Raw genomic sequence first — 21,965 nt, forward strand, 5'->3', positions numbered from 1 at the left:
TTTCAACCAACACCTACTTCGCTTTTTAAAGTTGTATGGCTCCAAACAACTTTTCGATAATGTTGTGGATCTGTGTCTCCTTCTGTACTAATAACAAGTATCACCGATTTTTCATCCAACCCAACCTCGTCAGCGATTTCGCGAGAATCCTTTGCAGTCATAAGTTCATATACGAGTCCGAGCGGAGCTGCTCCCGATTCCCCTGAAATAATTCGATCATCTGTGCCCATTGGGTTCCCGAGTACTCGCATACCCAATGCAGCAATCTCATCATCACACGAAAATCCACCGTGAGCATATTCCGAGATGATGCGCCAAGCTGTTTCATTTGGTTCTCCGCAAGCAAGACCAGCCATAATAGTTTGCATGGCTCCACCAACTGTCACTGAGTTGCTGCTATCCGTTTTAAATGACTTGTAATAGCAGTCTGCGACGTCTGGCTCTACAATATAGGTTTTAGGCAATTCCTCACCATACAACAGTGCCATATAGCCTAAAACTGCCGCTGCAAACGAACCAACACCAGCTTGCAAGAAAAGATGAGTTGGTCTTTCATCCCCTAGTTGTTCCTCAAGCTCCGCCCCGATCATGGAATACCCTTGCATAATCCATTCAGGAATTTCTTCATATCCATCCCATGCAGTATCCTGTACGACGACCCAGTCATTCTTCTCTGCTTGTTCTGCCACATAACGTACCGTGTCATCATAATTCCACTCTGTAATAGTCCCCTCGGCACCTGTATCAGTAATATGCTTTAGTCTCAGTAAGGAAGAGCCCCTTGGCATATAAATCACTGCATGAAACCCCAGCTTTTTTGCTGCCCAGGCAACTCCCCTTCCGTGATTGCCGTCTGTAGCCGAAGCAAAGACCACATCGCCTACTTTCTCTTTTAATTCTTTCGAAAGTAACTTTTCTAAAGTGAGTTCTTCAATGGGGATGCCCGCTTTTTCACCAAGGTATCGGCCTATTGCATAGAGGCCTCCCAACACCTTAAAAGCATTTAACCCAAACCGTTTTGACTCGTCTTTTACATAAATGTCTTTTACTCCGATACTCCCAGCCAAATCTTTGAGCCTTATGAGCGGTGTCTCGTCATAACCTTCATAGCTTTTATGGAATTGAATGACGGGCTCGATGGCATCTTTGCTTAAAAAACTCAGAAGATTTGAGTGGTGCTCTGTGCTCTTAATTGTATTGTTGGCTAACTTTACATTTTTCATTGCTTCCATCCCCCTCATCGTCCAACAGCAGTTGGTATACAATTTTAGGCCTTCCTTTGCCTCCTAAATGTTCTTCACCCGCCTGGACAGCAAGACCCTTTTCAACAAATTCATTTAAGGTCCTTCGGCTATTCCTGACCGTCTGGTTAAGTTCCTTTGATAATTCTTCTGCGGTGATTCGGTTCTTTCCGAGTATCTGCATGGCCTCAAGGATACGACGAATCACCATCGCGGATACTCCATACTTCGTTGCAAGCCCATAAATATATCGGTCACTTGTCCGATATTCGATTTGTTGTTTGCTAAGAAGGTTGAGCACCGTCTCTTCATCTTGTATCAAGAAACATTGATTCCCCCTCTTTTTCGCAGAAAAGGCGAGCGACTTCCTAGCTCGGTCTCCAGCCACCTGAGCAGAAGTGCCAAATCCTAGCCCAACATTGATCACCCTATTTTCATTGCTGGCATGCATTTCACTAAACAAACGTTCAATAAAGTCGTTATTTCTTCGCTCAATCATCCCCCTGGTGGTATAAAAGACAAACTCGCCTTCACTAAGCGAAAATAAATCGGCACTCAATTTCTTAGCGTACTCCAACAATTTTTGATGTCTTTCCAAATGCAGTTGTTGCTTCTTATAACCCGTTAGATCTGCCTCGTCAAAAAAACGAATATAGCCTACAGCAATTTGCGACTTCTTGAAATAGGCTGACCGGCTCTCAAGCACAGCATGCTGGATACCTACCTTGATCGAGGACTCCGTAGCCAGAATAAGGACTGACGGGATTCCTTTTTTTCGCAAATACTCATGGACGGATTTCACCGATGTGACTGCACAAGTGGAGTTTCCTTTCTTGTAAAGATCTTCATGAAACGCTCTAAGTTTCTTTTGCTCTTCGTTTGGAATGCTATAACAATGAATCGCCTCTGCTGATAAACCAAGCTCTTTATAAATGTCCCTTACGGCTTCTTCATAAATACCATCAATGCTGACGCTTTCTAAATCACATCCATCCATAAAAGCAACCTGCATTAGACCTTTATAAAAAGCAGAACCATCATAAGAGAGATAAATCATAGGAAGAGGACTCTGGTAGGTATTTTTCACTCTAAAATAAGGGACAGGACCGCCAAACAACAGAACATCTTCCTTTTTCTCAGCCTCTATCACTTTATTGATTGCTTCTTGCTCATCATGGTAAAAGTAAAAACTGAGTTCTACTCCATTCAAGGACTTAGCTACCTTATTCAAAGTCGGCATCAAAATATCGTTCCCAATAAAACCGATTTTGACGTTCAAATTAACACCTCCTTTTAAGGAAAGGTCCTTTAATGTCCTTTAATGATAAAATGCAAGACGCGCTCTCTCCTTCGTGTTTTCGAAGAGAAAGCGCATCCACGTTCTTGCTATCACTATCTCAAATCAAGAAACGCTTGTCAACAAACTCTTTAGAATTTATTAAATATTTTAACTAAAATTCGTTCTCAGGCATTCTACTGACACTCCCTCCGACCGCATTTACAACTACTATCCTGCGGCTCGTTACATTATCGGCTGCTTTAACCTATGCCACATGACGGCGAGTAAGAAATGGTACTCAACAAATTTACAAATGCTGCTGAAAATCCGAGAATGCTTATGGACCGAAATTTAATCAGCTGATTGAGGAAGGCCGGTGCTCCATCGTCGTCCCCATCCCTGCCGGCGGCCGCGTTATCGTCTCCATCAACTGTTCCGCCCATGCCAGGTGTGTTTCCAAAGCTGAACAGAAGGGGACGTACCATACTCTGCTCCAGGGAACAGCCGGTGACGATGCTTCGGGACAGACGGTGTAATGAAATCAGCCCGGCATTGTTGAGATGCGGGGCTACAGTGTTATTCGACCATGTGCCATTAACAGTCACGATTCTCGTAATCATGACAATTCCTCCTCCTTTCCCGCTACACATAGCCCCGTCCCCTCATGAATACAATTCATAAGGCTGTGCCATAACCGGGAAGGAAGGGGTCGGGTACATGGGGTATACGGATCGTTATGAACGGGATGCCTATGGGATTATCGCCTTTTGGCTGCAGAATGATTATGATCATGGCCGGTTTTTTGACCGGGAGATCAGCCATTATGAAACGGAGTTGGCCCGGGCGAACCTGAACAATATCCAGCGTTTGGGGAAAGTCTATGAGAAGGCGGTCAAGAAGCAGGGCGATGTGGGCAAGCTGATTGACGAGGCCCGTCATGCGACAAAGGAATTCCATAGTTTGCTTGCGTACACGATGGATAAGTCGCTGCATTGTGAGGTCATTATCTCCACGCCGGTTTCCCTCTTGGACCATATGGTCAGAGAATCCGAGGAATCCCAAAGGGTTTATAAACTGATTGAAAGCGGGGCCAAGATTTCCCCATCCGATGCGATCATCCATGAATGCGTTTTTTGGATCAGGCAAATGGCCGACCACCTGGGCTACATCCGTCATTACTTAGATGTGTCTAATTACGATTTGAATTTCAGGGTGACGGAAATGATGCAGAAGTTTGAGCGTTTGCAGATGCAGGCGACTGCCCTGCAAACCATGATCCGGACTCCGAGAAATGAAACCCTGCCGGTCCTGACCCAATTTAAGAACATGATCATCAAAGAAGCCAAAAGCCTCGAGGAGTTTAAACTGGAGCTGGACGATCTCGTCAAAACTTGCGCCGCCGTCACGACGTCGCCGCCGGATCTGCTGGAGCACATCGCCCGGGAAGCGCATCATTTGTGGAGGAACCTGGAAGAAGAGAGAATCACGTGAGCTGGGTGAACAACTTGAAATCGGCGGATTCACCAAATCCAACAGTTCTATTCGCCAAAATGCTACTTGGCAAGGATCGAAACGAATCACCACGGGATTGTTCCCGATGCCCTGCAGCAGACATCTGTTCCGCAGCCAACGCCAACCATAATGACGAAGAGAAACCCCACCTTGGATGAAAGGTGGGGTTTCGTCGTCCGGTCCGTTTAGTACCCGAAGTTTGGATGCATCCATTGATAGTCTGGGTGCGATCCATACATCCACCAGGGCATCCATCCTTGAGAAGAATGCCCGTGCCCGCCGTCTGCTCCATAGCTGTCCCATTGCTGCCATGGATAAGAAGGTACGGCGTATACCGGCCCCATATGACCCTGACCGTACACGGGTGGATGATTATCACTCCACGGCTGTTGCCACTCATGCCCGCCCTGTTGCGGAAATGGCGGCACGGCATAGAAAGGACCCATTTGCCTGTGCCGCCCCCTATCCCGATACTCTGAGTGTCCGGATGAATACGGAATGGAAAAGTCAGGACCTACGTGCCACTGTACGTCGTCTTGTGCCCCCGGCCATTGACCAAAACTGCTGCTCATCGTCAATCCCCCTCCTTGAACCTCCCCTCATCTTATTCATTTGGCGGGAATTCGGTTATCAGCCCTCTTTTTTTCACACATCCATACTCGGAAATCAATCGTAAGTCCTGACATCGTCTGCACCGCTCTTGTCCGGATACTGAAGGTATCCGTGGCGACAGTTGGCTGCCGTATGAGCGAACCCACTGCCTTTTACCTCTGAGTCCCCACCAAACAGGATGAATCCCTACCTTTTACGCCTGAGTCCCTACCAAACTGCGTTGAACCCCTACCAATGTTGCTTGAGTCCCTACCAAACAGTGGTGAGTCCCTACCCCTTTTTCTTGGATCCTACCAAACTGTATTGCCCCCCTATCCTTCGGTCCCTACAAAACTGTGTCGAGTCCCTACCTTTCCCTCTTGAATCCCTACCTTTTACTTTTGAGTCCCTACCAAACGGTTCCGAGTCGCTACCAATCCCCCTCGAATAACTACCAATCACTTTTGAATCGCAACCATTTCCAATATCACCGGCTCATTCCCCCCTTCTCCAGAGAAGCAACATTTATACCAACATCCACCTCTACACCCTTTTCAAAATTCCACCTTTTTTCCTACCGCTCTTTTGTTATTCTCCTCCAATTCATGAAAAATAAATCTTCCATCCTAATTAACTGTGTTGAAAACTATGTTATAATGAAGCCGGTTTCTATTGATATCATGATTAAAAGATTGCTAGACTATTGTTAAATAATCAGTATCTGCCCACAATCTCAATGAGCCCAAAATCAAAAATGTAAGGTGGATCAGATGAAAAACACAAAACTTTCACGAAAAATCATTGCACTTACTGTTGCATTCTCACTCTCTGCACCACTCGTGCCGCTGGCTGCTTCTCCAAGCAAGATTATGGTCGATCCGGGCCATGGCGGGAGCGATTCGGGTGCCCTCGGATATGGTCTGTATGAGAAAGACCTGAACCTGAAATTGTCCCGACTGGTCAATGAGAAGCTAAATAAATCCTACATAGTCGAAACCCGGATGACCCGGAATTCCGACGTCTTCATCTCTCTCAATGGCCGGACCGATATGGCCAATGCATGGGGAGCCGATCTGTTTGTATCCATTCACCATAACTCCTCCGGGGGTTCGGGATATGAGGATTACATACATACCACCAACACGACTGAAAAAGACCGCGAAGTCCAGCGGGAGATCAACAAGGAAGTCCAACGGGTTCTCAGCCAATACGGGCTAAACAACCGGGGCGAGAAAAAAGCGAATTTCCACGTGCTCCGCGAGTCGGACATGCCGTCCATCCTTCTTGAGATCTTGTTTGTCGATCATCCCGGAGATGCGGCACACCTGAAGAACAATCAGTTCATGAATGACATGGCTTCTGCCATCACACTCGGCGTCGCACAAGCGATGGACCTGTCGCTCAAAGAAAACGCCACGCCTCCGACCATCGGGGGCGGTGTGGATCAGACAGGGGACATCCGGGTCCAGAAGATGTCCGGCACGTTTGAGTCCACCACCGACAGCCTCAACGTCCGCAGCGGCAACACCACCCAGTACCGCTCGCTCGGAAAACTTAACAAAGGTGACCGCATCGAGGTGACCGGTATTACGTCGAACGGCTGGTATCAGTTCTCCTTCAAGGGCAATACCGCCTATGTCAGCGGAGACTACTTGAAGCGGATCGATTCTGCACCACCGACACCGCCTGCAAACGGCGGTCTCCTCTACGGAAAGGTTCTCTCGCTCGGACAGACCGGTTCGCACGTCAAGCAGTGGCAACAGGACATGAACAAAGTCGGGTTTAAAATGGACGTCGATGGCAGCTACGGGCCAGCTTCACGCCAGAAGGCCATCGAATTCCAGAAGAAGTATAAGCTTGAGGCAGACGGCTACTTCGGCCCTTCCTCACAGGCCAAGATGGCCAGCCTGCTCAAGGGAGCCAGCAACCCTGCCCCATCCGATCCGAAACCGTCTGATCCAAAGCCGCCGTCCAACGGCCTGATCTACGGAAAGGTCCTCTCGCTCGGACAGACCGGCTCACACGTCAAACAGTGGCAGCAGGACATGAACAAAGTCGGGTTTAAAATGGACGTCGATGGCAGCTACGGGCCAGCTTCACGCCAGAAGGCCATCGAATTCCAGAAGAAGTATAAGCTTGAGGCAGACGGCTACTTCGGCCCTTCCTCACAGGCCAAGATGGCCAGCCTGCTCAAGGGAGCCAGCAACCCTGCCCCATCCGACCCGAAACCGTCTGATCCAAAGCCGCCGTCCAACGGCCTGATCTACGGAAAGGTCCTCTCGCTCGGACAGACCGGCTCACACGTCAAACAGTGGCAGCAGGACATGAACAAAGTCGGGTTTAAAATGGACGTCGATGGCAGCTACGGACCGGCTTCTCGCCAGAAAGCCATCGAATTCCAGAAGAAGTACAAGCTTGAGGCAGACGGCTACTTCGGTCCTTCCTCACAGGCCAAGATGGCCAGCCTGCTCGGCGGTGCAACGGCTCCGTCCAACCCGAAACCGAGCGATCCGAAGCCGACGGTTCCATCCAACGGCCTCATCTACGGAAAGGTCCTCTCGTTCGGTCAGACCGGAGCGCACATCAAGCAATGGCAACAGGACATGAACAAAGTCGGATTCAAGATGGACGTCGACGGCAGCTACGGACCGTCTTCTCGCCAGAAGGCCATCGAGTTCCAGAAGAAATATAAACTTGAGGCGGACGGCTACTTCGGACCGGCTTCACAAGCCAAGATGGCCAGCCTTCTTAAATAAACCACAAACGCCTCCTCCCGCAGAATCGTTCTGCAGGAGGAGGCGTTTGTGTTCTCTCTATTTAGTGAAACACAGCAAGGATTCAGTTCGATGGCTCACCGGGTAAACAAAAAAGCTCGCTTAAACGGAAGTGTTTCCCCTTCTTCAATGGAACCGGAACGGACCGCCGTTTTACATCGTCTTCTTCCTGCCACGACTCCGGCATATGCCTGGGCACCCTCGCTCTGAAGGAATTCTTCTTTTTCTGCCTCCAGAACCACGATAAACTCCCGCTCGGTTGCCCAACCGGTCTCGACAATCTCAAGCCTCTCCGACCATCCCTCAGCGCTCCAAAACGGTTTCTGTGGAGTCACGCTCATCCCGTCCCCTTCTCGGCCTATTCTTACAGACACCTGGGCAACCTGCCCCCACTCACTCTTCATTGCCGGCAACATTACAATTCCTCCCGCCAAATAAAGCATTACTATTAACCCAATACTTTTTACCCTTTTTTATGAATAACAATTAGCAAACATGGGATTTTAAGAAAACAACTTAGTAAATAAGAACTAAATATAGTTTAGCAGAATTCCTAATGACTGACAATCTTGAATTTGAGTCTTTTGAGGTTAACATCCGCAACTACCTCTATAAAATGTCCAACATGTTAGTGAAACCAGGTGAGGAACGGGTGAAGCTTTCTTTATTGATAACGAGTAACAGTGCCCTCAAACAGCCATTTGGCAGCCTGAGGGCACTGACGCCGAGCAGATAGTTCATACCCAGGTCCAACTAGATCTGGTACCTCCAGAGAGAATCGGTTCTTGGATAGAAAGAAAGAAGAGCAAGAATAAAAATCCGGATGGAAACGAGTCAGCTTCCCATCCGGATTATTAGACAAACCAATGCGACCTAATCACTTAACCTTGTATAGGATAAGCAACCATACAGGGCAGCTCTACACTCTCATTGAGATCCACCAATAGAAGCAACCTCTCGTACAAAATTCAGCCGAATGATATCAATACAAATGTTCATCCACAGTTTTTCGTCTATCTAGATACATGCATAGTTGATAGCCAAAAAGATCCCAAGCAAATCAATGCCGACATCAAAAAGGCGGCCGTTCCGACGGAAGAACAGCTGAAGAACTTCTGTGAACAACGCAAAGAGTCCACTTAGAACAAACGCCTTACCAGGCCGTTTAATCCATGCTAAAAGCAATCCATACAGGATTCCAAAAGATAAAAAATGCCCGATCTTTTGAATCAAGTAAAAGGTACTGTTCAGTTTAATATCATCCATGATGAGAAGGTCATGAACGTTTGGTGCAGATTCAAAATGAAAATTCACTGTACGTTCATATAAAAAGGCATGCGGATCGCTTGTGCATGTAGAGATGACAATGAGAGCGGTCCACAGCAAAGTATATATAAATGGAATAGGTAACACGTTCTTTCTATCGTTATTTATAAGCTAATTGCATTCCGACCAACTTTCTTTTCCAGAGGGCAACAGACATGATTATCAATCATTATACCCAGCGCAAGAGCCATTCTAGACAGCGTGTTCCGAACTGGTTTGATAGCTCACGCCCAATGATGGGTAATCTCTTACACCGATCAAAAATACATGTAAGCAATCCCTTTTTACCTTTTTGGGGAGAATTCGATATGCCCTTATATATTGGAACGGAGCCATCACAATCTTCCACTCACTCTGCCGATGTGGAGTGTCCAGTTGGCGCTTAGATCTTCTATTCAAATTGTTATTGTTTGCGGAGTGTATCCGGTGATTAAGGCAGAGAGTGGCAGCAGAGTCAGGCTTTAAGGTTTAAGTACAGCGGGTTCATTGGGAAGCTTTGTGCATTTGCCATTAATCAGTCTAGAAAAAGACGGTCTCATCAGCCCGTCTTTCTTTTTGCCCGTCATCCCATAAATTCTTCAGTATTCACTTCCGAACAGTTTTGCCTCATTACTTTCCCAGCCTCTTTCCCAAGAATCAGGTAATTAAGTTCTCTCTCTGGAATAAGTAAATATTCCTGACGCTTAACCAAGTAAAAAATCCCTCCCAATGCTGTCCAGATCAGCAAGGCGATCAGAGACTCTTTTCCCAGGACTGCCGGTGAGCCCGGTACCAGTAATAATGCTACAAAGATTGCACTGGCTATTGCTCCAAGGAGCGCCATGGACTTTTTAATCGGTGAAACAACAAACACTGATGATGTACGCTCGCTGTCTGCTGACCAGCCATATAGCTTATAGGCTGTGAAACACGTGTAAAAATAGGCAATGGATACTCCAATAGAGGACATGTCCACGACCCACATGAGTACTTCCCGGCCGAACCATGGGGCAACCATTGATAGTCCGACCGTGAATGCGATCCCCACGTACGGTGTCTGGGTGCGCGGGTGAAGTCTCGAGAAAGCCCGTGGCAACATCTTTGCACGGGACATCGCGAAGAGCAAACGGCTCGAAGAAATGATAAAACCATTTAACCCCGTGAAGATCCCCATACTGAGAGCAGTCACCAGGATAGCAAGCCCGCCGTTCCCCAACACACGCTGAATGGCGTCGCCTGTTCCCCATACGCCGTTCTGACCTATCAGGTCTTGCCAGGGGGCAGTCATCGCTGTCGCCAGAATCATAAAACAGTACAACAGGGCGGCAGCCATCAATGCGAAGATGATCAGCCCAAATGCTTTTTGGGAAGAAAAGTTAAATTCCTCTGCTGCTTGTGGAACATTATCAAATCCTACATATGCCCAAGGAGCGATTGCGACAATTGAAATGATGGATGCGAATGTCGTCATTTCTGGATTGAAAAATGGCTGTACGTTGGCCAATCCTGTTCCCGGTGCAGCTCCCACCATTCCAGTCAGCAAGAACACGCTCAGCAACATGACCACACAAAAGACGAATTGCATACTTCCCGTCAAACCGCTTCCTTTAATATTCAGGTATGCAAAAATCAGAAGTCCGATTGTGGCCACCAAGATTTCAGTCATATAGACATCCCAACCAGCGACCGTGTACAACATAAAATTCTCGATAACTGTCGGAAAAACAAACTTGAACATCAGTGCCAACGCTGACGCATTGAGTGCGACGATACAGATGTAACCCAATGTGAGAAACCAGCCACTGATAAATGCATGGGTCCGGCCCAGACTTATGTAAGCATACGCAAACTCCCCGCCCGACACCGGGTATTCTCGTATCAGAAATCCATAGCTGACCGCAATAAGCATCATCAAGAGTGCGCCGATGATGAAACCGATCATTACGCCAAGCGGCCCAGATTGGGCAATCCAATTGGTTGGCTGAACAAATGCTCCCCAGCCGATTGATGATCCAAGGGCAATCGCCCAAACCCAGTGAGGCTTCAGCGTCTTTTTTAACTCAGTTCTTTGCTCCATTGCTCTCCTCCCAACTGGCTAGTTTATTCCAAGTTTTAACCCCTTATATAAACATAGACCTCACCAACTTGGAGAGGTCTAGTCTATGTCAATCATTTAAATTATTCACGACAAAACGGCGTTTACCACCAGTTGTCTTTGGTATTGCCTCAACATATTCATAATCAAATATAGTTGACTCCCCAAACCGGATTCTCAAAGATCTTGACAATCTTGATTCTATTTGCTGAATTTTATCTTTCTCACTAACAACTAAGTAAACTTTGATTCTGTCCAGTTCATTTTGGATAAATTGAGACTCTATAATCCTCCTATCTGCTTCTCTAACAGCTGTTGACAGGTTCACATTAGTTACGACTCCACGCTCTTTTGAAACAAGAAAGTCATTGGAGCGCCCTATAATTTTCTTTATTTTCGTTACCTTTACTTTACTAGGATCATCGTATAGTTCAACTGCATCTCCGATTCTATATCTAATTAGAGGCGTAGTAGTAGTATAAAATGCAGTAACTATTAGTTCATAAACGTTATCATATAAGGGACGGTATTCAAAAACTCCAGTTTCAATGTTTGGAATAAGAACACCACCTTGATCTTCAGTAATAAATGGAGCTCCTTCAGATGAAGCATACTGGTTTCGAACCGGGCAGCCAAAGGCCTGTTCCATATCAGTTCTCATTTCTTCTGTTAATGTCTCCGCCGTAGGAAAAATAGCCAAAGGTGAAAAACTCAACTTAATATTTTTGTCTAAAATAAACTTTGCAATTCGATGAATAGTAGCAGTATATCCATCGATAGACTGTGGTTGGAATTTGTTTAACTGTTTTATATAGTAATAAAGATTTTCTCCATCAGCATGGTATGCTGAAAATAGCATCTGATTTAATGACTTGTTAAACCGCCAAAAAACTTTTGACTTTTGTGAATTAGGAACTATTTCCCGTCCACCGATGCTTGCTCTTTTCATACCCTTCTTTACACCGTGTTGTTCCTTAAAATAATCAAGAAAAGCTATTTTTCTGGACATGTCAAATGCAGAAGTATAGAAAGTTAAACTTTTCCCTGTACTTCCTCCAGTCTTGCCAACAATTACATTCTGATCAGTCGTTCGTAACCGCTCAATTTCTGTTCGCAAGGTCTCTTTCTCAAGTATTGGAATACTACTCAATTCTTGAAGCGAGAATGTTGACGGATTGATCTCTTGCAGCACTTCACTGTAATACTCGCTATTGTTTTTAGCATAAGCAATGAATTCTCTAAGTCTGTTAAGCTGAAATTCCTCTTTTCGCTCACTATTCTTTCTTAGGAGTTCCAATTCATTATAGTAATTTACATTATATCTTTGTTTATTGAGTTGCAAACCTTTAAGAGAGACAGCAATATTTTGTAGAGCAATAGGTGCATAATCATATATTTTCATTACTAGAGTCACCTTCTACAATAGGACTTTTATGTTGCTCCCATTAGTTTTTTTCTTATAACAGAAATAACAAGGGCTTGCTCATCTTCTTTCATCGCACTACCCGACGGCAAACAAACACCTGTGATAAATAACCGCTCACTGACTGTGTCATTTTCGCTATGAACAAAGAATTTGTTGCCCTCAAACACCGGTTGCATATGCAGCGGCTTCCACACAGGACGCGCTTCGATGTTTTCAGCTTCCAGTGCGTCAATCAATTCATAGGGAGACACACTATTCTTTTCAGGATCCAAGGTAATCACAGAAAGCCAGCGATTCGAAAAAGTACCTTCCAGCTCAGGCATAAATTCAAGACCTTCGATATCCCCAAGCCCCTCTACGTATCGATTAAAAATTTCTCGTTTCTCTTTTACCCGGTCATCCAACACTTCCAGCTGTGCACGGCCCACTCCGGCCAGGATATTACTCAAGCGGTAGTTGTAGCCCGTCACACTATGCTGGTAGTGCTTCGCCTGGTCTCTTGCCTGAGTAGCGAGAAAGCGCGCTCGTTCCAATGCCTCCAGATCATCTGAAACAAGCATTCCCCCACCGGATGTGGTAATGATCTTGTTCCCATTAAATGAGTACACCCCATACTTGCCGAATGTCCCACTTTTCTTCCCCTTATACTCAGAACCAAGTGATTCTGCCGCATCCTCAACCACCGTCACATCGTACTGCTCACAGATTTCAAGGAGTTCATCCATCTTGGCGCTCTGCCCATATAGGTTTACAATAATGACCGCCTTCGGAAGCCGCCCTTCCTGCTCAGCATCCTTAAATGCACGCTTCAATGCATTTGGAGACATATTCCATGTGTCCGGCTCCGAGTCTATAAACACCGGTTCGGCTCCCAGGTAAACAATCGGATTTGCGCTAGCAATGAATGTCAGGCTTGAACAAAAGACTCGATCATCTTTCCCGACCCCTATCAGCTCCAAGGCAAGATGGATGGCTGCCGTCCCTGATGATAGAGCAGCAGCACCTTTCATTCCGACATAAGATGCAAGTTCCTCTTCAAATGCGTTCACATTCGGACCAAGCGGCGCAATCCAATTTGTCTCAAATGCTTCATTTATGTACCTCTGCTCATTCCCGCTCATATGAGGAGCGGAAAGTAGGATTCGATCTGCCATGTTAGGTTCCTTCTTTCCTGATCACTCTTGCGGGTACCCCGACCGCCGTTACACGCTCAGGAATATCCGTTATTACTGTTGCACCTGCTCCTACTGCAGTCCAATTCCCGATCGCTTTTTGTGGTATAACCGAAGCACCAGCACCGACTTGCGCTCCTTCACCTATCACCACTCCGCCAGTCAAGCACGCCCTCGGGGAAATGTGAGCATAGTCCCCAACCTTGCAGTCATGTTCCACCACGCACCCCGTATTCAAGATGACATGATCCCCGATAACTGCATCCGCATTCACCACAGCCCCCGGCATGATGACCGTTCCCCTTCCTACGGAAGCGCTTGGACTGATGGTTGCAGAAGGATGAACCAATGTAATATACGATGTTAGAGGTATCCCGAACTCCTCGACCAATTTCTGACGAACTTTGTTTGACCCGATGCCGAACACTACTTTGGTATCAGGATCAATTATCCTTTTCAGATATGAAAGCGGCCCACGAATGATTCCATGCCTTTCAAACACTTCATCATATCGATCATCCAGTTTAGCTAAAAGAGACACTTCCGGATTCGCGTTTACGAGATCTTCTACCACCTTTGAATGGCCACTGTCCCCAATGACGACAACCCTGATCATCGCACACGCTCCTTCTCCTTCTCCAAAGTTGCAGGAGTTCCAGTGAATTTCGTCATCGTCGCCTGGCCAGCCTGATTGATGCCTTCTGTTTTAAACACCTTCAGCACGGTCATGAACAAAATACGCATATCCAACCAAAAGGACTGGTTCTCTACATACCATACGTCATACTCAAACTTCTCTTCCCAAGAGATCGCATTTCTCCCTTTAACCTGAGCCCACCCGGTTATACCTGGCCGGACTTCATGACGTCTTGCCTGCCGGTCACTATACAGCGGGAGATACTCCATCAATAATGGACGGGGACCGACAAAGCTCATATCTCCCTTAAGAACATTCCAAAGTTGCGGGAGCTCATCTAGGCTCAGCTTACGGATTAGCTTTCCAAAAGAAGTTAATCGGAAGGCGTCCGGCAACAACTCCCCTCTCTCATCCCTCTTGTCCGTCATCGTACGAAACTTATAGACATTAAATGGCTTATTCAAAAGCCCAGGTCGTTGTTGCTTAAAGATAACTGGTGAACCAATTTTCATAAGAATAAGGAAAGCTGTAATACCAATGATCGGTGACAGTAAGATGAGGGCGACCAAACTAATTACCGTATCAAACACGCGTTTCAAATCGCACACCCACCTTTAAAGTGTCTTAAACAAGTTAATTTGCTTCTGCAGTACTTTTTCTTCATCAAAAAACTGTTCAACAATTTCACGGCTTCTCTTGCCAAATGATTCTCTGGCTTCGCTGTCTTCCACTATTCTTTCAATCATTATTTCTAACTCTTTATCATTCCCTTTTTCAAAAAGGAAACCGTTTTCCTTCTGAAATACCTCTTCTCGGCAGCCCCGGATGTTTGAAGCGATAATTGGCTTTCTCATGCCCATTGCTTCAATAATTGATCGCGGTAACCCTTCACGATGTGAAGGAAGTACAAAACAATCTGAGATCGACAGAAGTTCAGGCGTATCTGTTCGGAACCCTAAGTGCTTAATGCTTGGGTAATCCAAGTCCTTCAGTAGTTGTTGATAACTACAAAGATCACGTTCACTCTCAGGCAACCCGCCTATCAATAACAGCTTTACATTGGAGTGTCGTTTGGAAACCCTCTTGAAGGCAGAGATCAGTTCAAATACCCCTTTTTCACGAACCATCCTACCGATGAAGGAAAAAATAATATCCTTTTCATTTAACCCTAAATCTCTCCTTAATGACTGCCTATCTTCCTCTGTAAACAGTTCAGGGCTAAACTTCTTCCAAATATCCACGCCATTGCTTAAGTGGATTGTTTTCTCCCTAGATTTAAAATTACTTTCCAGTGCTAAGTCATAATCCTCTCGGCTCTGAAGCAACAACCAATCTGTCATCCAGCGTGCAGCGTACTTTTCAATATTGAAAAATAAGCTATACTGCTTTTTCGTCATTTCCTCATGAAAGTAAAATCCATGCGCCGTATAGACAATATTTTTAATACCAGCAAGTTTGGCAGCCATCCTACCAAGCAATGCGGCAACCGGAGTATGGACATGGACAATGTCATACTTCTCCCGCTTCATCAATTTATAAAGAGCCATTACTGACTTCATATTGCTAATCGGATTTATCTCCCGCGCGATGGGTACATCAATCATGACCATCCCCTCGGACCGAAGGGCAGCAAAACGGCCTTGATCAGAGCATGCAGTATGTACTACGAACCCTTCTTCCATAGAACGTTTGATCAATGGCTTCAATAGGGCATCGGCACTTAAGTCAATTGCACATATCTGAAGAATCTTTTTTTGCTCGTTCATAGTCTCCATAGATCAACTGCTTCTGGTTTCTTGTCTAATGGAAGAACACTCTTGATATCCGCTATAACACTCGTATCTTCTTTCAGTAGCTGGCAGATACCCTCCCAATCTAAATCTCTGTACTCATCATGTGGCACCGCTATAACGACGGCCTCTGATTTCTCAAGTTCATTGAACGGAATGAGGTTCACTCCATATTCACGATACGCTTCGTCTGCGTCTGCCTGAGGATCAGCCACTTGAATGCAGACACCAAACTCTTTGAGCTCCCGGATGATATCTATCACTTTCGAATTGCGGAGATCGGGTACATTCTCTTTGAATGTTAGACCGAGCACAGTCACAGTTGCTCCTTGGATGACTACACCGTGATGAATAAGTTTCTTGACGACCGTGCGTGCTATATAACGGCCGACTCCGTCGTTGATCCGACGACCTGCAAGTATGACTTCCGGGTAATGGCCCACCGATTCCGCTTTATGTGTAAGATAGTAAGGATCCACGCCAATACAGTGACCACCAACGAGTCCAGGGGAGAACTTAAGGAAATTCCACTTAGTGCCCGCTGCCTCTAATACCTCTGTTGTATCAATGCCAATCCGGTCAAAGATCAACGCCAATTCATTCATAAGCGCGATATTTACATCTCGTTGTGTATTCTCAATTACCTTGGCTGCTTCTGCCACTTTGATTGAACTCGCTTTATGTACACCTGCTTCAACAACGCTACTATAAACCTCTGCAATTGTATCCAATACTTCGGGCGTTTGGCCGGAAACGACCTTTAAAATTTTTGTAAACGTATGCTCCTTATCTCCTGGATTAATCCGTTCAGGAGAATAACCCACGAAGAAATCTTCTCCAGCCTTCAAGCCTGATGCTTTTTCTAAAACGGGAACACATTCATCTTCGGTTACTCCCGGGTATACGGTAGATTCGAAGACAACGATTGTTCCCTTCGATAGGTTTCGACCCACCATTGCAGAAGCATTCAAAAGGGGAGTTAAATCAGGCTGATTATGCTGATTAATCGGTGTTGGAACAGCAACGATAATGAAATCAGCCGCCTTAAGTTTTTCTCCTTCATTCGTAAAATCAATCTCTGCCTTCTTAAGATCTTTCGGTTCCACTTCATTTGTATAATCAATTCCCGCCTTAAGAGTTTCAATACGGCGAGAGCTAATATCAAATCCTGTAATAGGATGCTTCTTGCCGAAAGCAACAGCTACCGGCAACCCGACATATCCGAGACCTACAACTGCAATTTTAAGCTCCATCTCAAAAACCCCTTATAACTTGATTTGATAATAATCCAAATACCAATCAATAAATTTACCGATGCCCTCTTTAATGGACGTTTGCGGTCGAAAATCAATGTCTCTATATAAGCTTTCAACATCTGCATAAGTTTCAGGCACATCACCGGGCTGGAGAGGCATGAAGTTCTTCTTCGCTTCGATCCCCAACTTATCCTCAATAGCTGTAATAAAATCCATCAACTTAACAGGGCTGTTATTCCCGATATTATAAACCCGATATGGTGCATAACTTGTCCCCGGGTCTGGATTCTTTCCTGTCCAGTAAGGATTCGGCTTTGCCGGCTTATCAACAAGACGTGAAATCGCTTCGACGATATCATCTACATACGTAAAGTCGCGCAGCATGTTTCCATTGTTATAAACATCAATTGGCTTCCCCTCAATGATGTTCTTTGTAAACTTGAAGAGCGCCATGTCAGGACGTCCCCAAGGGCCGTAAACTGTAAAGAAACGTAGACCAGTAGTAGGAATAGTATAAAGACTGCTATATGTATGTGCCATGAGTTCGTTTGTTTTTTTTGTAGCAGCATAGAGGCTGAGTGGGTGGTCAACATTATCCTGTACAGAAAACGGCAATGTCTCATTTGCCCCATATACAGAACTAGATGATGCATAAAGTAAATGTTGTACTTTGTAGTTTCGCGAGACTTCTAAGACATTCATAAATCCCACTATGTTTGAATCAACATATGCTCGGGGATTTTCCAGACTGTATCGCACTCCGGCCTGAGCTGCTAAATTAATCACTGTCTCAATTTCATGTTCTTCAAAAATAAGAGTTAATCTCTTCTCATCAATCAAATCAATATTATAGAATTCAAACTTCTCATGACTCTCAATTTCTTTTAACCTATCTTGTTTAAGTTTGATATCATAGTAATTATTTAAATTATCAACCCCAACTACTTCATATCCTCCCTTTAAAAGCCGCTTCGACAAGTTGAACCCAATAAATCCCGCAACCCCAGTAATCATTACCTTCAAATTAAAAACTCCTCAGTTTTTATTTTTTGATGAATTCCTTGAAATCATGATAAAAATCATTTCTTTTTCTATCTAAGTGATCAACCATAAACTCTCCAGCCCGGTTATAGTTTCTTTTCGATTGATCAATCCTTAAATCTTCATTATTCAGCAAGTCCAGTATAAGTGTTGCTAATGCTTTATAATCGCCCGAATTATGTAAAAATCGACTATCAATTAACTCAGGAATACCACCCACATTTGTAGCCACAATCGGCAGACCAAAATTCATAGCTTCTATTACCGATCTAGGAAGCCCTTCTGTCCTGCTAGGTTGGATATAGATATAGATACTTTCAAACCATTTATCTATTTCATTTTTAGTTAATTTTCCAAGGAAAGTAACATTGTTTTTCATTTTATTGTTCTCAATCCATTGTTTCCATTTTGATAAATCGCCCCCTCCGATTATTTCCAATTTGATATTTAGGTTAGGCATTTTTTTTATTATTCTCTTCAGCGCTAATAATGCAGTATCAACACCTTTATAATAAATATCTACTTGTCCAATTAAACCTATTTTAATTTCTTCTCGCTCTGGTATTCTTTTATCTAGGCTGTCCAAATAGCGATTCTGATATTCTCGATTTATAACAACATTAGATGCAGAATAAGTAAATCCTAAAGTCGGAAACTTCTTTTGAAGAGCATACTCAGTAACATAAATTGCATGCGTTGCATTTTTTAATACTCTTTTATATTTAAATGTTGCTAATGGTGCATACATTTTTCCAAGTAAACTTCCATGATACCGAAAAGCATCATTAGGAAATCCCACTAATTCAACCGCAACAGGGATATTCTTCTTTTTAGCCAATTGATAAGTTAATAACCCAACTGAACTAGGCAAACGAACAATCACGCAGTCAACTTTATTTAAGATATCATTGATTATTTTTTTTCCTCTATTTCTATTCCAGAAATATTTAGAGAAATTATTATTTAGCGATGGTATTTCTATAAACTCAACCCTCTCTCCGCTAGAAAGGGGTACTTCGTGCTGCAACTGATCTAGTTCAATCTGTCTTGAAGCTACAATCATACTTTCAAATTCTTTCAAGTATCTTTTCCAAAGTGAGTAATCAAATGTATAACTATAATATAATTGATTATTCTTTATTATTCTTACATCATGAGCGTATAATAATCTCAATGAATTCACCTCCAAGAAACTTTATCATTCAAAAAGTAAATTATTAAAAACAGAAATAAGAAAAATGAAATGTCATTAGCCAAGATTGCCCCGTTCTGTGCGTTGACTAATCCTAACCGTGCAATAGCTATACTCAAAAAAAACAGAAGTTCTACTCTGCTACTACCATTGCGAATGTTCATGAGCCAAATAGCTAAAGAAATGAACATTAAGGATAGTAGAGGGGATAAAACAATTCCTAAATAAATTACGCCTTGCCCAATCATTGGAAGTATTTGAGAAACATGATCACTATAATAAATTCTTTCGTTAAATATTTCGCTACCAGTCTTTAGTTCCATATTTTTTAAAAAGACATTAAAACCTATTGTGGAACGAAAAATCTCATAGAAAATATTCATGTCATGAATTTCTTGACTAAATACTTTCTTTGCCTCAATTGCTATCGCAACATTATACGGGCCAGCTAAATATACTTGTAATGTTTCGGCTAAGTCTGTAAGTGGGTCTTGGCCGTTCGTTGCTGTCATATAATTACGTTGTTCAGTGATAGAACTTGTGATGAATATTCCTACAAAAATGAGCGGTAATATAAAAATCAAAGTTCTTTTCGAAAATAATTTATAGAAAAATACAACAGTAACAATTGTTGTTATTACATAATCCATCCGATTGTTTCCAAAAACCAATAAAATACTAACTATAACCACCATAAAAGCTATGAGAATTACTTTTTTTTGTTTTCTTTTGTTATACAAATTACTTAAATAAGACATGATTAAAACAAAAGCCAAGTATTTAGAAATTACAAGCACGTAAGTAATTAAATTACCCATAGCTGAATCATAAATATTTGTTTTTGACACAATTATTTTTCCAAAAGAGAAACCATTCAATGAAGAAGGAAAAAGAAAGGCACTAACGATCGAAACGCCAATGAATAAAATATAAACGAAATGATTTTTAGGATAGGTTAAGTTTACATTCCCTAATTTCAGAAACACTTTAAATGATATTGTTATAAATAGCCAAACTATAACTAATTCATAAACCATTAACTGCAAAGCATAATCAAGAGAGCTTGAGGTAGGCGGGATGTTTGACCTCCCTCCATAGTACGATGTACTAGTGATCAAAAATGGAAGGATTACATATCTAAGAAAACTAGTTCCCAAAAAAACAAACATGAACAAGTTAATTATTTTTTCTCTCAAAATTAATATTGACACAAAGTACAAACTGCCGAATAGTAACGGGAGATAATATAACTTCTCGTATCCTGCTTGGATAGGAGTATAAGCTATATATATTGCAACAAGGAGGGATACGCCAAATATAAAAAAACTTAAAAGGGGGTAGAAAATCTTTCTGGCACTAATACTTCTAATGTTCATTCTTTTTCTCTCTTTAATTCCCTACTTAAAAACACTATCCTTAGAGTTAGCAACACACTCGACGAAATAATCAATGCAACTCCCGCTCCCATAATATCGTATTTTCTAATAAGCCACATACTCGTAATTATATTTATTACTAAGCTAATGAGGGTGATAATTGGTTGAACTCTTATACACCTGGCAGCCATAAGACCATTATCCATGTTCCAACTAATGGAATTAATTGAAACGGATAAAGTTATAAGAATAAACAAGTTTTTATAATCAGAGTATTCCTTTCCGTAAATAGCCCCTAATATCCACTCTCCAAAGAAGAATACAATTACAAGCATCAATAAGCTAATTGCTATTGATATAATTGTTAATTGACCAAATAATACTTTCCTAAATTCTTTTTTTTGATTTTCGTTATACAAATTTGAAAGTTTTGGAAGAAACACTTGCGTCATTGAGTTCATAAATGTATTAGATATGTTCAGTAAAAATACTATGGCTGAAAAAATCCCTAACTTGACAGGAGTGGTAAAGAGCTCTAAAAAGTATCTAGGAATATTTGCATTAAGTGAAAACAAGAACTGAACGATCCCCAACGGAATTCCTAACTTAATAATATCTTTAACCGTTGATAGGTTAATTGACGTCGTATAAAGTGGGTGATATTTCCTTTTCATCAGAACCTTCTCAATAAACATATAGAACATAAATTGGACTATCACTTGTATAAATAAAGCAATGAGAATATTTTTAACAGAAAATAATGAGATGGAAAATACCAATAAAAGAACGACCTGTTTCCAAATAATTAGTTTTGCTACTAACTTCAAGTTGTTTTCTTTATGCGGAATCGCGTAATACATGTCTGACTGTAAATCTAATATCTTTATTAGTCCTACGAAAAACATTAAGAAAAAGTATTCCTTGTAAAAAACCATAATAACAAAAAGCATAATAGTTAAAGAGAGTAAGCTAGTAATGCTTCTAGTTCTTAAATAGTTCCCAACATTGTTGTTTTGTTCCGTGATAAAGAGGGATCTCAATTTCATGTTACCCAGCAAAGAAATTGGTGCTGTTACCGCAAGCGCTAAAGAATAGAGTCCTACTTCAACTGCTGATAATTGCTTAGCAATCACAATAATAATAAGCCATTTCGAAAATGCGGAAATAACATTTGCTATAAATATCCAGCTCATTTTTTTCATTATAGATTTCATCAAAACAGTCTCTTTCTTAAATAACTTAACTATCCATTTCTGTCCGATTTTAAAGTTATTCTCA

The 21,965-nt window shown here is 43.0% G+C and carries 18 protein-coding genes; 2 read left to right on the top strand and 16 right to left on the bottom strand.

Annotated features, from left to right (window positions below; genetic code table 11):
* Positions 1-2: 2 nt before the first annotated feature.
* From dpaL to B0B07_RS04905, 3 genes are all read right to left on the bottom strand, one after another.
* Positions 3-1,223 (bottom strand): diaminopropionate ammonia-lyase, encoded by a 1,221-nt coding sequence (gene dpaL, locus B0B07_RS04895; protein ID WP_076757212.1) that lies wholly within the window; start codon positions 1,221-1,223, stop codon positions 3-5.
* Positions 1,189-2,520, bottom strand: a complete 1,332-nt coding sequence (locus tag B0B07_RS04900; RefSeq protein ID WP_076757213.1) for a helix-turn-helix domain-containing protein — start codon at positions 2,518-2,520, stop codon at positions 1,189-1,191. The genes dpaL and B0B07_RS04900 overlap by 35 nt, the downstream gene beginning before the upstream one ends.
* 260 nt (positions 2,521-2,780) lie before the next feature.
* Entirely contained in the window at positions 2,781-3,140 is a 360-nt protein-coding gene (locus B0B07_RS04905; RefSeq protein ID WP_076757214.1) for a hypothetical protein, read from the bottom strand.
* A 97-nt stretch (positions 3,141-3,237) separates the two neighbouring features.
* On the opposite strand from B0B07_RS04905, the gene B0B07_RS04910 reads away from it, so the two are divergent.
* Positions 3,238-4,011, top strand: a complete 774-nt coding sequence (locus tag B0B07_RS04910) for a DUF2935 domain-containing protein (protein ID WP_076757215.1) — start codon at positions 3,238-3,240, stop codon at positions 4,009-4,011.
* Positions 4,012-5,393: 1,382 nt separating this feature from the next.
* Positions 5,394-7,379 (top strand): N-acetylmuramoyl-L-alanine amidase, encoded by a 1,986-nt coding sequence (locus B0B07_RS04915; protein WP_076757216.1) that lies wholly within the window; start codon positions 5,394-5,396, stop codon positions 7,377-7,379.
* A 95-nt stretch (positions 7,380-7,474) separates the two neighbouring features.
* Here B0B07_RS04915 and B0B07_RS04920 read toward each other — a convergent pair whose 3' ends face one another.
* The 13 genes from B0B07_RS04920 to B0B07_RS04985 form a co-directional block, all read right to left on the bottom strand.
* Entirely contained in the window at positions 7,475-7,738 is a 264-nt protein-coding gene (locus tag B0B07_RS04920; protein ID WP_144264291.1) for a hypothetical protein, read from the bottom strand.
* A 676-nt stretch (positions 7,739-8,414) separates the two neighbouring features.
* Positions 8,415-8,810, bottom strand: a complete 396-nt coding sequence (locus B0B07_RS15570) for a VanZ family protein (RefSeq protein WP_159438419.1) — start codon at positions 8,808-8,810, stop codon at positions 8,415-8,417.
* Between the two features lie 475 nt (positions 8,811-9,285).
* Positions 9,286-10,779, bottom strand: coding sequence for an APC family permease (locus tag B0B07_RS04935; RefSeq protein WP_076757219.1), 1,494 nt, complete (start codon positions 10,777-10,779; stop codon positions 9,286-9,288).
* 88 nt (positions 10,780-10,867) lie between these two features.
* Positions 10,868-12,199 carry a phenylacetate--CoA ligase family protein gene (locus B0B07_RS04940; protein WP_076757220.1) on the bottom strand — a complete coding sequence of 444 codons (1,332 nt, stop codon included), beginning with the start codon at positions 12,197-12,199 and terminating at the stop codon, positions 10,868-10,870.
* A gap of 29 nt (positions 12,200-12,228) precedes the next feature.
* A complete protein-coding gene (locus B0B07_RS04945) occupies positions 12,229-13,377 on the bottom strand; it encodes a DegT/DnrJ/EryC1/StrS family aminotransferase (RefSeq protein ID WP_076757221.1) in 1,149 nt (382 codons plus the stop codon).
* 1 nt (position 13,378) lies between these two features.
* A complete protein-coding gene (locus B0B07_RS04950; protein WP_076757222.1) occupies positions 13,379-14,011 on the bottom strand; it encodes an acetyltransferase in 633 nt (210 codons plus the stop codon).
* Positions 14,008-14,631: a sugar transferase gene (locus B0B07_RS04955; RefSeq protein WP_076757223.1), complete on the bottom strand. Its 624-nt coding sequence runs from the start codon at positions 14,629-14,631 to the stop codon at positions 14,008-14,010. The genes B0B07_RS04950 and B0B07_RS04955 overlap by 4 nt, the downstream gene beginning before the upstream one ends.
* A 15-nt stretch (positions 14,632-14,646) precedes the next feature.
* On the bottom strand, positions 14,647-15,807 hold the full coding sequence (locus B0B07_RS04960) for a glycosyltransferase family 4 protein (RefSeq protein WP_076757224.1): 1,161 nt from the start codon (positions 15,805-15,807) through the stop codon (positions 14,647-14,649).
* Positions 15,795-17,075 carry a nucleotide sugar dehydrogenase gene (locus B0B07_RS04965; RefSeq protein WP_076757225.1) on the bottom strand — a complete coding sequence of 427 codons (1,281 nt, stop codon included), beginning with the start codon at positions 17,073-17,075 and terminating at the stop codon, positions 15,795-15,797. Before B0B07_RS04965 ends, B0B07_RS04960 begins: the two co-directional genes overlap by 13 nt.
* A gap of 12 nt (positions 17,076-17,087) precedes the next feature.
* Positions 17,088-18,101, bottom strand: coding sequence for an NAD-dependent epimerase (locus B0B07_RS04970; protein WP_076757226.1), 1,014 nt, complete (start codon positions 18,099-18,101; stop codon positions 17,088-17,090).
* Between the two features lie 19 nt (positions 18,102-18,120).
* The gene (locus B0B07_RS04975) at positions 18,121-19,293 is read right to left on the bottom strand and encodes a glycosyltransferase family 4 protein (protein WP_076757227.1); all 1,173 of its coding nucleotides are present in this window, start codon (positions 19,291-19,293) and stop codon (positions 18,121-18,123) included.
* A gap of 5 nt (positions 19,294-19,298) precedes the next feature.
* A complete protein-coding gene (locus B0B07_RS04980; RefSeq protein WP_076757228.1) occupies positions 19,299-20,687 on the bottom strand; it encodes an oligosaccharide repeat unit polymerase in 1,389 nt (462 codons plus the stop codon).
* Complete coding sequence (locus B0B07_RS04985; RefSeq protein WP_076757229.1) at positions 20,684-21,901, bottom strand: oligosaccharide flippase family protein; 1,218 nt, start codon at positions 21,899-21,901, stop codon at positions 20,684-20,686. The genes B0B07_RS04980 and B0B07_RS04985 overlap by 4 nt, the downstream gene beginning before the upstream one ends.
* Between the last annotated feature and the right edge of the window lie 64 nt (positions 21,902-21,965).

Origin of the sequence: Edaphobacillus lindanitolerans (assembly GCF_900156305.1) — a bacterium.
Taxonomy (GTDB): Bacteria; Bacillota; Bacilli; order Bacillales_A; family Planococcaceae; genus Bhargavaea; species Bhargavaea lindanitolerans.

Bases quoted from the DNA above. Each gene is read 5' to 3' on its own strand.
- B0B07_RS04985 (WP_076757229.1), bottom strand. From the start codon at position 21,901: ATGAAATCTATAATGAAAAAAATGAGCTGGATATTTATAGCAAATGTT.
- B0B07_RS04920 (WP_144264291.1), bottom strand. From the start codon at position 7,738: ATGAGCGTGACTCCACAGAAACCGTTTTGGAGCGCTGAGGGATGGTCG.
- B0B07_RS04940 (WP_076757220.1), bottom strand. From the start codon at position 12,199: ATGAAAATATATGATTATGCACCTATTGCTCTACAAAATATTGCTGTC.
- B0B07_RS04960 (WP_076757224.1), bottom strand. From the start codon at position 15,807: ATGGAGACTATGAACGAGCAAAAAAAGATTCTTCAGATATGTGCAATT.
- B0B07_RS04965 (WP_076757225.1), bottom strand. From the start codon at position 17,075: ATGGAGCTTAAAATTGCAGTTGTAGGTCTCGGATATGTCGGGTTGCCG.
- B0B07_RS04935 (WP_076757219.1), bottom strand. From the start codon at position 10,779: ATGGAGCAAAGAACTGAGTTAAAAAAGACGCTGAAGCCTCACTGGGTT.
- dpaL (WP_076757212.1), bottom strand. From the start codon at position 1,223: ATGAAAAATGTAAAGTTAGCCAACAATACAATTAAGAGCACAGAGCAC.
- B0B07_RS04905 (WP_076757214.1), bottom strand. From the start codon at position 3,140: ATGATTACGAGAATCGTGACTGTTAATGGCACATGGTCGAATAACACT.
- B0B07_RS04950 (WP_076757222.1), bottom strand. From the start codon at position 14,011: ATGATCAGGGTTGTCGTCATTGGGGACAGTGGCCATTCAAAGGTGGTA.
- B0B07_RS04910 (WP_076757215.1), top strand. From the start codon at position 3,238: ATGGGGTATACGGATCGTTATGAACGGGATGCCTATGGGATTATCGCC.
- B0B07_RS04945 (WP_076757221.1), bottom strand. From the start codon at position 13,377: ATGGCAGATCGAATCCTACTTTCCGCTCCTCATATGAGCGGGAATGAG.
- B0B07_RS04915 (WP_076757216.1), top strand. From the start codon at position 5,394: ATGAAAAACACAAAACTTTCACGAAAAATCATTGCACTTACTGTTGCA.
- B0B07_RS04980 (WP_076757228.1), bottom strand. From the start codon at position 20,687: ATGAACATTAGAAGTATTAGTGCCAGAAAGATTTTCTACCCCCTTTTA.